The following is a 13,717-nucleotide window of genomic DNA, read 5'->3' on the forward strand; positions in this document are numbered from 1 at the left end:
TAAATATTATTATGAATTAGAAACCAATATTTACACTGAGCAGGAAGCTTCTCATGGTAGGGAAGGCTCCGCTCTCAAAACCTACAGCATTTGAACCCGTTGCAAATACAGACTCAGGATCGATACCATTCAGATGGCTCTTGATCATCCATACGTTGTTGCAGGACAGGGCGATACGTGCAGACTGCAAAGGTGTTTTTGCCAACATTGATTTAGCGAACTGATAGCTTAACTGTACATTTCTCAACCTGATATTGGTTGCATCATACGTATAGGCTTCTCCTACACCGAGGTTACCCAGGGTGGAGATCTGGCTATAATACAGCTGCGGAGTAACCGCAATAGTACTCTTGGCATAACCACCGGCACCATCCTGGATAACACCATCCACTACAAATGTTTCACGCTTTCCACCGGGAGCAGTTACTTCTGCTACACCAAAACGCTGAAGACTGGTATTGGAGGCAGAGAAGATCTCACCACCCAGCCTGGCATCCACCAGGAAGGAAAGTCCGAAATTTTTGTAATTGAAAGTATTGGTTACACCCAATAAACCTTTGGCCTGCTGGTTACCCAGCAAAGACAGGGTCGTTGTACGCTGGGGAAGACCGTTAGAGTTTAACAGCAACTGGCCATGGAACGGGCTTGCAGGATCATCCACCCGCAGGTACCTGGTACCATAGATATCACCATACAAAGCACCGGTATTGGCACGAATAAACAGGTCGTCAAAAACACCCAGGTCATACCTGTTTACATCCAGGTTGCTGGCCAGGTCAACGATTTTATTCTCGTTGCGGGAGTAGTTGGCGGTGATATTCCAGGTGAGTGACTTAGGATTGTTCAGCACACGGTAGTCGAGCATAAACTCAATACCCTTGTTCTGGATATTACCGGCATTGACAATTCTTCCGCTATAACCACTGAGCGGGTCCATCGGAATGGTAATGAGCTGGTTGGTAGCGTTTGACTTATACCAGGTGAAATCAAGTCCCAGCCTGTTGTTCAGGAAACGGCTTTCCACACCAAACTCGAGGTTTTTATTCAATTCGCTCCTTACTGCTTCATTCTTTAAAGTTCCGATCCTGGAAGCAACCGTAGTACCATTGGGGCCGCGGCCGATGCTATAGCCATTGTACAGGTTAAACGGATTCAGGTCATTACCCACAGAAGCATGGGATGCCCGCAGCTTCAGGTAACTCAGCCAGGAAGGCGTATTGGCACCCATGGTTTCCATCATGTCTGTGAAGACATAAGAAAGGCTGAAAGAGGGATAGAAATAAGAACGGTTTTCCTTACTCAGGGCAGACGACCAGTCGTTACGGAAGGTCATATCCAGGTAAATGAATCCGTTATAATTAACTCCCAGGGAGCCATATACAGAGTTGATCTTTTTCCTGAAGAGGGACTGTGAAATACCAGGTGCATTCACACCGTTGGTCAGGGAGAACACATCGGGCACCTCAAGCTGTCCGGTTGACACACCGATATTGGTGCTTTTGGCATCCATCAGGTTTCCACCCACTGTAACAACACCACCAAATTTACCGATCACATCGTCTTTTTTCGCAGTGATCAGGGCGCTGTAGTTGGTTTCTGAAAAAGTCTGGCGGGTTTCGCTGTATTCATTGGCGCGATTGCTACCGGCATATACTTTACGCTGCGTGGTAGTGGTATAGATATCGCTACCAGCCTTGATTTCAGCATCCAGCCAGTCGGTAAACGCATACTTTACGGAACCGTTCATGAGGAAACGGTTTCTTACATCCTCGTTCAGGTTATAGGCGGCGTTCCAGTATGGGTTGTTCTGCCAGCCGGGGGCACCCTGGTACCAGATCATCTTACCATCCTGGTTTTTCGTTTGTGCGAAATCGTTAATATTCATGGAACGTGGCATGGTGTATAAAGTAAATACATTGCTCACATCACGACCATTGATGGGACGGTTAAAACCGGAAGTGTTATTGTATGACACTTTCATGTCAGTCGTCCAGCGATTGTTCTTACCAAATTTGGTAGTAGCCCTGGTAGTGAAGTTGGTACGCTCCAACTGGTTGTTGGGGATGATGCTTTTATCAATCCAGCGACCCAGGGAACTATACACAGCGGTATTGCCAAACTGTTGCTGGAAAGCCAGGTTATAACTCTGGGTGGTACCCTGACGAAGGAAATTGTCCACGTTGTCGTGTGAAGTAGTCAGCGGAGCAGTAGTACCGTCCCACTTGGTAACCGATTGGCCAGTGGCCAGCGGACCCCAGCTTAACTGGCTGGTAGCATCAAAAATGTTTTCATTACCCTGACCGAAACTGTTCTGGATATCAGGCTTCATGAAGATATTCTCCACACCCTGGTTCATGGTGAAGCTGATACCCAGGCCATTCTGCTTGCGGCCTGATTTGGTGGTAATCAGGATAACACCATTACCGGCGCGGGAACCATAGAGCGCTGCGGCAGACGGTCCTTTCAGAATGGACATGCTTTCGATATCTTCCGCGTTGATATCACCCAGGCCATTACCCCGGTCGAAGCCAGCGCTCCAGTAACCGTTCTCGGTTGTACCGGTGAAGTTGTCAATGGGAGTACCATCCACCACAATCAGGGGCTGGTTGCTTCCGTTCAGGGAGCTGTTACCACGCAGTACAATTTTGGAAGAACCACCCGCACCATTACTGGAGCGAACTACCTGCAAACCCGCCACCTTACCGGTCAGGGCGTTGGCGAGGTTGGTCTCACGGGCATCTGCCAGCGCAGTTCCCTTAACTTCCTGAACCGCATAACCCAGGGACTTTTTCTGGCGCTTGATACCCAGGGCAGTAACCACCACCTCATCGAGGTTTCCCGAACCTGCCTGCAATACCACATCAAAATTGCTGTTGGCTCCAACAGTAATTTCCTGGTTCAGAAAATTGATGGCACTGATCACCAGAATGGAATTGGCATCATTTACGGCAAGATGAAAAATACCGTTTTCATCTGTAGTACTACCGTTGGTAGTTCCCTTTTCATAGAATCGAAGCACCAATAACAGGTGCCCCCTTGTTGTCCTTAACCGTTCCTGATACTATTTTTTGCTGAGCCTCGGAAATGGCTGCACAAAAAACCAGCATGAGAAACAACAACAACCGCTGTGTCGTTTTTTTCATTGCAGTCAATTTTGATTTATAATTAGTGTGTGAAGCGACATTTGGTTAATGGGTTTAAATGGCAAATGGATGCTGTGTGGACTCAATAAACTCATCCTGGTGTTTATCCAGGTGCTCTACCACCAGCGCCGCAGCGCCGATCAGTTCAGCATGATCATTAAACTTAGACAGTTCCAAACTCGTATAAGCTGCCAGCCTCGGAATACAATACCTGTTCAATGCCTGTTGCACGGGTGCCAGCCACAGCTTTCCTGCCCGGGCACCACGACCGCTCAGAATGATCACTTCCGGATTCATGATATGGATCAGGATGGCGATACCTCTTCCTATATCATAAGCCGCCTGTGATAACAACTCAATACTGTACTGGTCTCCGTTTTTTGCTGCCTGGATAATTACATTGCAGGCTTCTTCAAAATCCTCCGGCACGGATTTAATGGAACTAACCTGCCCGCTCTTTAAACCTTCCCGCAGCTTTTCCAGCACTACCCGCATCGAAGCCTCTGTTTCCAGGCATCCGCTTTTCCCGCAACTGCAGAGCTTATTGTTATTGAAAATTGGTATATGGCTGAATTCCCCCGCGAAGCCATTATACCCCCTGAACAGCTCACCGTTCACAATCATACCCAACCCAACACCCCAGTTGATATTGATCACCATCGCGTTGTTCTTCCCGCGGGCAGCACCCAGTCGAAACTCCGCCAGCGCAATCAGGCTTGAATCATTATCTATATAGGTAGGCAAACCGGTTTCCCGTTCCACCCGTTTATTGATGCTTTCTCCCCCATTGTCGAGATACGAATAATTGATTCCCCGGGTTACATCCACAAATCCAGGCATGCCGATACCAATGCCAACAATCTTCTCCCGGCCAATACCCGACTGGTTCACATAGCGATTGATTTCACCGATCAATATGGACAGGGAATCTTTATGGATTTCAAGGTCGAGATTGAATTTTTCCACCTGCAGAATTTCATACTTCTGCAAGTCCACCAGCCCGATACGCGTGATCAACTGGTCCATGGCAACCGAAACCACGTACATTTTCTGTGGCGACAAAGCATATAACAATGGTCTCCTTCCGCCGGTGGAAGGCGCATAACCCTTTTCTTCCACCATTCCTTCCTCGACCATCTCTGTCAGGATTCGGGTAGTAAGCGGAATGCTTTTCTCAATCCGGGTACTGATATCCGTACCGGATAATACATTGCCAAAGGACAATTCCTTCAGAATTTTACTCTTATAAATGTCGGACTTACTAGCCATCGTTAGTGTAAATATTGTTAATCTTTATGAAACTTTCTAATTTTTTTAATAACTATTAATTAAAATGGAAAGACTCCTTGGAGCTTACCAATATTTCTGATGAAAGTGTGGGAAATGGTAAAAAAAGCACGAAAGATGCTAAGAAATTAATTACCAAAGTTTTATGGTTCGGATGAGCCAGGTGGGAGCGACAGAAAACGAAAAAGGGGAAAAATTCTGTTAAATACGGCACGGTTTTGGAGAACTTCTATGACTGTTGCCCCATTGAATTTTTGCCGCTGACTAAAGAAGAGTTGAATCAGAAAAGCGTAATCGGTACAGGCTAAAAATAAAAAAGGGGTCAGAATAGACATTCAACCCCGTTTTTAAAATCCAATATCCTATGAAAAACCAATACAATAATAGAGGTTTTCACTTATATATGCAAGTATTTTTAAAAATCAAGTAAAAATACTCAGGACCTTTTTTCCTTTGAGAGTAAGGCTCTCACAGGTTTTGGCCTTTTTTATTAAACTATTTTCCGGATCTCCTCAGGCCCGCCTCAACTCAGTTTTTCAACAGCTTCTCGGTCATCACACGTCCCGTTTCCATCTGCGTGATCGTTATGATATACATGCCTTTCTCCAGGTTGGATACATCCACGGTCTGTAATCCCGCAGTGAGTTTCAGGTTCAGTCGTGTTTTTCCATTCTGATCGGTCAGCACCAGATCCAGCGCCTGTTCCGACCGGACAATAAGCATATTGTCAACGGGATTGGGATAGAACCTGCAGGTCATGTCCCCGGAAAAACTGGTGGCCGCCAGCCGCGAAAAATAAGAAGTGCCATCCGCATGCACCCATTTCAACCGGTAATGACTCTTCCCCCTTAAGGGCAATTCATCCACAAACCGTCCACCGGCAGAATCCTGCCGCAGGACCGCCACTACTTCAAAGGGCCCATCCGGATAAACCGACCGCTCAACATTAAAATAACCACCTTTATAGGCATGCCCGGTTGTCCAGGACAGCATGACCTTCCCCTGGGATGTCATCACAGGATCTTCCAGTTTAATGACCAGTGGATTGGTAGATGGTTGTGTTTTGGAGGATACAGTCCGGGATATACCGGAACCCATTCCGGGGTTAACAGGAACTGCCGCCCGGTCTGGTCCGGTTTCGGCAACAATAATGGGCTGGCCGGCAAGTTTCGTCGCATGACATAAAACTGCCAGTAGAATAGTAAGGGTTAGTATTCGCATAGTCTGGTCCGTGAGACTGTGGATAAGATGTGAACAATTATTGTGCCGAATAGAGATTTAGCGTGATCTTTAGCAGGAATTTATTTACAGACAAGCAAGTATGAACCAGAACAGAATATTCGGCACCCGTAAGCGGATCGCCATGGTAGCACACGATAAGAAGAAAAAAGAGTTGATCGACTGGGCCGAACACAACAGGACAACCCTCGCCCGACATGAACTGCTGGCAACGGGCACCACCGGCAGGCTGCTGGAAGACAAACTCGACCGGCCGGTTAAAAAATTACTCAGCGGTCCGCTCGGGGGCGACCAGCAGATCGGCGCCATGATCGCCGCCGGAGAAATTGATATCCTGATTTTTTTCTGGGATCCCATGGAAGCCCAACCCCACGACAGCGATGTCAAAGCCCTGCTGCGCGTAGCCATCGCCTGGAACTGCGTAGTAGCCAACGACCCTGCCACAGCAGACTTCATCGTGACCTCGCCCCTGATGCAATCAGATTACGAGGCGGTGATCCCCGATTACTCGCAGTACCTGAAAAGAAAGATTACGGATTAGCGTGGTGCCGTCATGGTGCCGTCACGTTGCCGATTTGTTGCTGATTTGTTGCTGATTTGGTAACGCTATCCGCAGGCATTTATCTACCTCGCACCGGCATTTATCTTTTAAGGAACCACCGATGGAACAGAAATGGTCCCAAGGGCAACAACGCCGCCAGGAAGGCCAGGAAGATCTTGCCAAATTTCCAGTTGTCCTCCTGTCCGGCCATGATCACCAGGTAACAGTACCATACAAATAACACCCCGTGGGCCCAGCCGATATAGGTAACGGCCTGGGGTATGCCCGCCATATACTTCAGGGGCATCGCAATGCCCAGCAATAATAAAAACGAAATTCCTTCCGCCACCCCCACTTTACGAAACATCTCCAACGTACTTTGCTTTCCCGCCATATCAGTTAATTGAACCGCAAATATAGCCGGGAAATAGCTTGAGGCCACACTCCTTCCTATCTTTGCCCCATGCCATTTAACCTTCACGCCCCCTTCCCGCCGGCAGGCGACCAGCCTTCCGCCATCCAACAACTGACGGAGGGACTCCGCAACGGCGAAACAGACCAGGTGCTGCTGGGCGTAACCGGCAGCGGCAAGACTTTTACCATCGCCAACGTCATCCAGAACGTACAGAAACCCACGCTGGTCCTCACTCATAACAAAACCCTGGTGGCACAGCTCTACGGAGAATTCAAACAGTTCTTCCCCGACAATGCCGTCGGCTACTTCGTATCCTACTACGACTACTACCAGCCCGAAGCCTATATCCCGGTGTCGGATACCTATATTGAAAAAGACCTGGCCATCAATGAGGAACTGGATAAACTCCGCCTCCAGGCTACTTCCCAGCTCCTCAGCGGCCGCCGCGATATCATTGTCGTCGCCTCCGTGAGTTGCATCTATGGTATGGGCAACCCCACGGAATTTGAAAATGGCATCGTGCGCATTCATGAGGGACAAACGATTTCCCGCCAGGGTTTTTTACACGCCCTGGTGAATTCCCTCTATACCCGCACCCAGACCGATTTTACCCGCGGCACTTTCCGCGTGAAGGGCGATACGGTGGATATCAATCTCCCCTACCTCGACATCGCTTACCGCATCATATTTTTTGGTGATGAGATTGAAGCCATCGAGTCCTTTGAGATCCAGACCGGCAAGCGGATCGGTAAACTTGACAATGCCGCCATCTTCCCTGCCAACCTTTACCTGGCACCCAAGGACATGATGCAGCAGGTACTGTACGAGATCCAGGACGAGATGACCGCCCAGGTGGAATACTTCAAAAAAGAAGGCAAATTCATCGAGGCACAGCGCATCAGCGAACGCGTTAACTACGACCTGGAAATGATCCGCGAACTGGGCTATTGCAATGGCGTTGAAAACTATTCCCGCTTCTTCGACCGCCGCCATCCCGGAACCCGCCCCTTCTGCCTGCTGGATTATTTCCCGAAGGATTTTCTCTGCGTGATCGATGAAAGTCACCAGACCATCCCGCAGGTCAGCGGCATGTACGGAGGCGACCGCAGCCGCAAACTGAATCTCGTGGAATTCGGGTTCCGCCTGCCTTCCGCGCTGGACAACCGGCCGCTGAATTTCCATGAATTCGAAAGCATGCTCAACCAGACGATCTATGTTTCGGCTACTCCCGGTGAATACGAACTGGAAAGAACCGGTGGCGTGGTGGTGGAACAGGTGGTGCGGCCAACCGGACTGATCGATCCGCCCATCGAGATCCGTCCGTCTGTGAACCAGATCGATGACCTGCTGAACGAAATCGACCTCCGAGTAAAAATGGGCGACCGGGTACTGGTGACCACCCTCACCAAACGCATGGCCGAAGAGATGGACAAATACCTGCACCGCATCGATATTAAATCCAAATACATCCACAGCGAAGTGGATACCCTCGACCGGGTGGAGATCCTGCGCCAGCTTCGGTTGGGCGAGATAGATGTGCTGGTGGGAGTGAACCTGCTGCGGGAAGGGCTCGACCTCCCCGAAGTGTCACTGGTAGCGATTCTCGACGCCGATAAGGAAGGATTTTTGCGGAATGAAAGATCGCTCACCCAGACCGCAGGCCGCGCGGCCCGGAACGTGAACGGGAAGGTCATCTTCTACGCCGATAAGATGACGGAAAGCATGCAGCGCACCATCGACGAGACCGACCGCCGCCGCGAAAAACAGATCTCTTACAATAAGGAACACGGCATCACGCCCCGTACGGTGACGAAATCCATCGAACAGGTAATGGCCCAGACTTCCGTGCTGGACATCAAGGGCTACGACGTGCACAAACCCCACGCCATGGCACCGGACGGGGAACTCGTGCTGGTGGCGGCCGAAGAACAGGAGTCCTACAAAACCATCCCGCAGATGGAGAAAGCCATTGCGCAGACCAAAAAGACCATGGAAAAAGCCGCGCGCGACCTCGATTTCATGGAAGCCGCCCGCCTGCGCGATGAAATGTTCCGCCTTCAAAAAGAACTCGAGGCGATGAAGGCCTGACATTTCACCCGTCGGGTGCCACCCGTCAGGTCGCACCCGTCGGGTGGCACCCGTCGGGTGGCACCCGACGGGTGGAAAGTCAGCCCGGATTTTGTAACTTAATACCCATGATATCGATTGCACTCTACAACCTGAAGGGAGGCGTGGGGAAAACAGCCTCCTGCGTGAATCTCTCTTACCTGGCAGCTCAGGATGGTTATAAGGTTTTACTGTGGGACCTCGACCCGCAGGGATCCACTTCCTTTTATTACAACGTACAACCAAAAGTTAAAAGCGGTACTCAGAAACTTTTCAACGAACAACTCGACCTGGGCGACCTGATCATGTTCACGGGCTATGAGAACATCGAAATCATTCCGGCCGACCTGACCGCCCGCAACCTCGAGATCATCATGGAGGAAATGCGCAGCTCCAAACGCCGATTTAAATCCATCCTCTCGCAACTCGAAAAAGAATACGACTTCCTCTTCATCGATTGCCCGCCGGGCTTCTCCGTGTTGTCAGAAAACATTTTCTATGCAGCCGATATCATCCTCATGCCCACTATACCCACCACCCTGTCGGTCCGCACCTACGAAATGGTAAAGGAATATTTCCAGGAAAAGGGACTCGACGAATCCAAACTGATGTGCTGCTTCACCATGGTGGACCTCCGCAAGAATATGCACAACGAAATCATGCAGGAACTGTCGAGGGACCGGAAATTCTTCAGCAACTATATCCCCTACCTCTCCGACATAGAAAAAATGGGCGTCCACCAGGCACCCATACACGCTTTTGCACCTTCTTCGTATGCGGCTAAGTGTTATACCGACCTGTGGGAGGAAATTAAAGAGGGCGTGATGGAATAATCTACCGCAGCGTTCAGAGAATTTACTGTGTCACCTTAACCGGATACAGCAGCCGGAAAGCATTGAACACCGCAGGATGCGTCACCGTGGCATGATCCTCCGCCGGCAGGTAATCAAAAAATATTTTCAGGGAAGGATGGCCGATGGCATTGAGCTTTCCCACCAGCAGTTTTGCATCGTCTTCCATCACGCGGGGATTTTTTCCGGGCGTCAGTCCCTCTTTCCCCACGCCGATATACACCTGGGTAAACGGCAAATCGCGGGCACCCGCAACAGCCGGAATGCGCTGCAGCATCGAACCATTATCCCACCACAAACTCGGACTCACAATGATATAACGGTCAAACATAGCCGGTTTTTCGAAGAGTATCTGCGTAGCCAGTAATCCACCCAGCGACTGCCCGATCAAAGTCCTCCCGCCTCCAGTCCGGTACCTGCTCTCCACATAAGGTTGTAATTCCTTCTTCATAAAGCGGATAAACGCCGCTGATCCGCCCGTAGCCGGCCATAGTTTTTTATCCTCCGCCACAGTAGTCGGAAAAGTAAAATCACGGCGCCGGTTCACATTCGCAATGCCCACCACAATGGACTTCGGCACCCGGTCTATCCAGGGAAAATTATTATACTGTAACAGTCCCACTATATGAATGAAATCCTCATCTGCAGCGCCATCCAGCAGGAAGATGACCGGGTAACGAACCGTATCCCCCTCCCGGTATCCATCCGGCAGGTAAATATTCAACACCCGGTTTTCCTTTAACTCCTTTGAATAGAATTCCTCCGTATAGCCCAATACAAAAGGCTTGCGCTGAACTTGCCGGTCAGCCTTGCGATAATCCATGGGATCAAAGGGAACAGAATACAGGTCTTCCATTAAGCGGCCCTCCGTCTTTACCTGCCGGGAAAAATACAACCGCTTTTCACCGGAATGATAAAAGGGACAGAACTCGGCATCGCGGGTATTGACCGGTGCACCAATATTGATGGGTTTACCCCAGTTGCCGCCCTCGCGGAAACTGATGTAGAGATCCACCTCTCCAAATCCGGAAGAATCAGAAGAGAAATAAATCAGGTAATCTTCATCAGGGGAAATAAAGGGATTGGACTCCCGCTCGCCCGTGTTCACCGGTGAACCTATATTGCGCGGCTGCTGGTAGGATCCATTCACATATTCGGCCACATAGATATCCGAACTCCCAATGCCTTGCTCGTCGTTCTTCATGAAATACATGTTTCCATTCGCGGCCACGGAAGCGTATGATTCAGATGAATCGGTATTAACGGTGTTGCCCAGGTGATAGGGAACGCACCATCCCGAAGCCTTGCGCTTTACAGCCCAGATATCAAAGCCCGTGCGCTGCGGCAATCCGGGTACCGGCCGGTTGGATTGAAAGAAAAGGGTGCTGCCATCGGGACTAAACATGGGATCAATATCCTTCCACTGTCCCTGCCCGGCAGAAAAGCCTGCGATGGCCGGTTTCTGCCATTGGCCATCACGGAAAACAGACTCCATGATAACGAGTGTATCCCTTTTCCCCCCGGACCTCACCCACAAGGCCCTTTTTGAATCGGGCGAAATCGTGAGTCCGAATTCCCCGCCATTGGAAATGATCCCGGGCTGGAATTTTACCGGCAACTCCTGGGCCTGGCAAAAGACGAAGCTGTATAAAAGGAAAGAAGCAAGAAACAGTTTCATACGAAAGGTTTAGTCGCTGCAAACATACTCAACCTGAACGAAGGAACTGAATCCTGCTTCTACCTGTCAAACGTTGTTACATTATTATTTCTTCTCGTAGATCCTTACATAATCGATTTCAAACCGATGGGGAAAAGCCTTGTCGTCAATCCCCTTCTGTCCGCCCAAACCACCACCGATGGCAAGATTCAGGATCAGGTGGAAACGCTGGTCATAAGGCCACTCTGCAGAAGTCTTATGCAGGTTTTTATACGTGAAATACTGCCTTCCGTCCACGTAGCTACGCAATTCATTTTCGTCCCACTCCAGGGCATACACATGAAATCCGGTAGTGGCCGTCGGCAGGTAAGTACTCTTCCCAACCTGTGTTCCTATCATATGGTTGAACGCCTCTGTATGTGAGGTAGATAAAACAGAATCAGGGTCAAATCCCACATGCTCCATGATATCAATTTCACCACTGCGGGGCCATTTACCGTACACATTATCAGAGGGCAGCATCCAGATAGCAGGCCAGGTACCAATACCCGAAGGCAGTTTGGCCCTAACTTCCACCCGGCAATACTTCCAGTCGCCCTTGCCTTTCGTGGTAAGCCTTGCAGAAGAATATTTCTTCCCATTGATCGGTTCAGCCAGGGAGGTGATGGTCAGTTTTCCACCCTTTACCCAGGCGTTCTTTCGCTTACCCACAGTGTACCACTGGCTTTCGTTATTACCCCAGCCATAGCTGTTACCCACGGTATCATAGTTCCACTTCGAAGCATCCGGAAGCCCGCGGTAGTTGAATTCATCCGACCAGACCAGGTTCCAGGATTTGTCCTGGGCCTGCAGGGATGCGGAAGAAAAACCAGCGGCCAATACAGCCAACAGTAATAAAATATATGTCTTCATTTTACGCGAGTTTTTTTACAATCTACTATTTCAGCAGCCACATCACCTTGTTAATTTCATCAAACCCATCATACTGGCGGTTAAGCGCTTCCGTTAGGTTGTCCAGGTTATAGCTGGTTTCAGAACCGGGGTAAAGCCAGCGCACCGGGATCGCATTCTTATTGTTTTCATTCAGGCTGGTGGCCGGATTAATCGGAAATTCCGGGTAACCGGTACGCCTGTATTCATAATAACTAACCAGCGGATCCTGCATGAAATTCAACACATATCGCTGCATCCAGATCTGCTTCAACTGCTCATCGGGTGTGGCTTTGAAAGCTGCCTCGCCGGTGAAATAACCATTGATATAAGCCTGGTCAATTACATTTCCATGTGCATAGGAACCGAGCTGTGACATATAACCCGACAGTGCCGCCTTAACCCCTGATTCATAGTATTCCTGCGCGGTACCGGCATTGATCCATCCCAGGATATGGGCTTCGGCCAGGATCAGTTGCTGCTCGGCATAGGTCATCATCATCCTGGGCTCGCTGGCAACTTCCTTCAGGTACCTTGAATTGAGCAGGGAAAGCCGGTTGGCGCTGTGCTCCACATTCATCAGGTCGTAATCCATGGAAACATCAACACCCACATAGGCATCATAACTGGACTCCGCAACACCACCGGCAATCTGGCTGCCGGCAGGATCTGCAAAATAAAACAGGCGGCGGTCATTCAGCGCCTTCAGGTTGTCTACCAGCAGGGAACTCATCACCGTACGGCTCGTGAACAAATTATTGGTGCCAGACATCGGATGCATATTAGTAACAGAGTAATTCAATCCGAGGTACTCAGACTGGCTCTTCAGCAAATTACCCGCTGCAACAATTTCAGCAAACCTTTCCTTTACTTTCAGGGATGGCAGGTCAGCCTTTTTACTCAGGCTCATCAGCACCCGAAGGGCAAAGGCATTGGTAGCCCTGCGCCACTTAACCGGATCACCATTATAAGGGGTGGGATCGCCGGAAAAAGCAACACCCTGCGCAAAAAACTGGTCAGCTTCTTTCAGGTCGTTGAGGATTCCAATAAAAACCTGCTCCTGTAAATCATACTTCGGCTTGTATAAACCCTGTTCGCCCAGGTTACTTTCACTGTAGGGAATATCACCCATTTGCATGGTCAGGTTGTAGAACATGTAGGCCCTTGAAAAACTGGCCAGTCCCTTGTAGGAATTTTCCATAATACTTCCCTTCGCATATTCCAGCATCTTCTGGATATTCGGCAGGATGGTCATCGCTCCAAAATCGCTGCTGCCGATTTTATTGTACTGGCTCTGCATCTGGCTCTCATTCGCATAGCCGATATATTTGGACAATGCGTTGGGTTGCAGGTAGGCCTGGGCATCGCGACCATTGAACTTTATATTCTTCAATATTACATTGGTAGCCAGCATGGAGGAGCTTACCTGCGTGGTGGCATCGGGGTTATCGTTGATGTCATCAAACTTATTACAGCCGGCCATACCAATGGCAACTGCAATGAGGAGGATAGATATATGTTTATGCTTCATTGTTATAGTCTTTACAG

Annotated in this window: 11 protein-coding genes; 3 read left to right on the forward strand and 8 right to left on the reverse strand. The window is 49.6% G+C overall.

Going from position 1 to position 13,717, the window contains the following annotated elements:
- Positions 1-16: 16 nt before the first annotated feature.
- From BC349_RS13660 to BC349_RS13670, 4 genes are all read right to left on the reverse strand, one after another.
- Positions 17-3,019 (reverse strand): SusC/RagA family TonB-linked outer membrane protein, encoded by a 3,003-nt coding sequence (locus tag BC349_RS13660; protein ID WP_222840176.1) that lies wholly within the window; start codon positions 3,017-3,019, stop codon positions 17-19.
- Positions 3,003-3,143, reverse strand: a complete 141-nt coding sequence (locus BC349_RS19865; RefSeq protein WP_222840177.1) for a carboxypeptidase-like regulatory domain-containing protein — start codon at positions 3,141-3,143, stop codon at positions 3,003-3,005. Before BC349_RS19865 ends, BC349_RS13660 begins: the two co-directional genes overlap by 17 nt.
- 54 nt (positions 3,144-3,197) lie before the next feature.
- Entirely contained in the window at positions 3,198-4,412 is a 1,215-nt protein-coding gene (locus tag BC349_RS13665) for an ROK family protein (protein WP_187257323.1), read from the reverse strand.
- 546 nt (positions 4,413-4,958) lie between these two features.
- Entirely contained in the window at positions 4,959-5,651 is a 693-nt protein-coding gene (locus tag BC349_RS13670; RefSeq protein ID WP_187257324.1) for a T9SS type A sorting domain-containing protein, read from the reverse strand.
- Positions 5,652-5,751: 100 nt separating this feature from the next.
- Here BC349_RS13670 and BC349_RS13675 point away from each other — a divergent pair, with 100 nt between their 5' ends.
- Positions 5,752-6,210 (forward strand): methylglyoxal synthase, encoded by a 459-nt coding sequence (locus BC349_RS13675; RefSeq protein ID WP_187257325.1) that lies wholly within the window; start codon positions 5,752-5,754, stop codon positions 6,208-6,210.
- A gap of 100 nt (positions 6,211-6,310) precedes the next feature.
- On the opposite strand, the gene BC349_RS13680 is transcribed toward BC349_RS13675, so the two are convergent.
- A complete protein-coding gene (locus BC349_RS13680) occupies positions 6,311-6,604 on the reverse strand; it encodes a DUF3817 domain-containing protein (RefSeq protein ID WP_187257326.1) in 294 nt (97 codons plus the stop codon).
- 69 nt (positions 6,605-6,673) lie between these two features.
- On the opposite strand from BC349_RS13680, the gene uvrB reads away from it, so the two are divergent.
- Positions 6,674-8,713 (forward strand): excinuclease ABC subunit UvrB, encoded by a 2,040-nt coding sequence (gene uvrB / locus BC349_RS13685; RefSeq protein WP_187257327.1) that lies wholly within the window; start codon positions 6,674-6,676, stop codon positions 8,711-8,713.
- A 107-nt stretch (positions 8,714-8,820) separates the two neighbouring features.
- Complete coding sequence (locus BC349_RS13690; protein ID WP_187257328.1) at positions 8,821-9,564, forward strand: ParA family protein; 744 nt, start codon at positions 8,821-8,823, stop codon at positions 9,562-9,564.
- 22 nt (positions 9,565-9,586) lie between these two features.
- Here BC349_RS13690 and BC349_RS13695 read toward each other — a convergent pair whose 3' ends face one another.
- The 3 genes from BC349_RS13695 to BC349_RS13705 all read right to left on the reverse strand — a co-directional run bounded on the left by BC349_RS13695 (position 9,587) and on the right by BC349_RS13705 (position 13,700).
- Positions 9,587-11,260 carry an alpha/beta hydrolase-fold protein gene (locus BC349_RS13695; RefSeq protein WP_187257329.1) on the reverse strand — a complete coding sequence of 558 codons (1,674 nt, stop codon included), beginning with the start codon at positions 11,258-11,260 and terminating at the stop codon, positions 9,587-9,589.
- 84 nt (positions 11,261-11,344) lie between these two features.
- On the reverse strand, positions 11,345-12,151 hold the full coding sequence (locus BC349_RS13700) for a glycoside hydrolase family 16 protein (RefSeq protein WP_187257330.1): 807 nt from the start codon (positions 12,149-12,151) through the stop codon (positions 11,345-11,347).
- Positions 12,152-12,176: 25 nt separating this feature from the next.
- Positions 12,177-13,700: a SusD/RagB family nutrient-binding outer membrane lipoprotein gene (locus tag BC349_RS13705; protein WP_187257331.1), complete on the reverse strand. Its 1,524-nt coding sequence runs from the start codon at positions 13,698-13,700 to the stop codon at positions 12,177-12,179.
- Between the last annotated feature and the right edge of the window lie 17 nt (positions 13,701-13,717).

Origin of the sequence: Flavihumibacter stibioxidans, assembly GCF_014332695.1 — a bacterium.
GTDB lineage: Bacteria > Bacteroidota > Bacteroidia > Chitinophagales > Chitinophagaceae > Flavihumibacter > Flavihumibacter stibioxidans.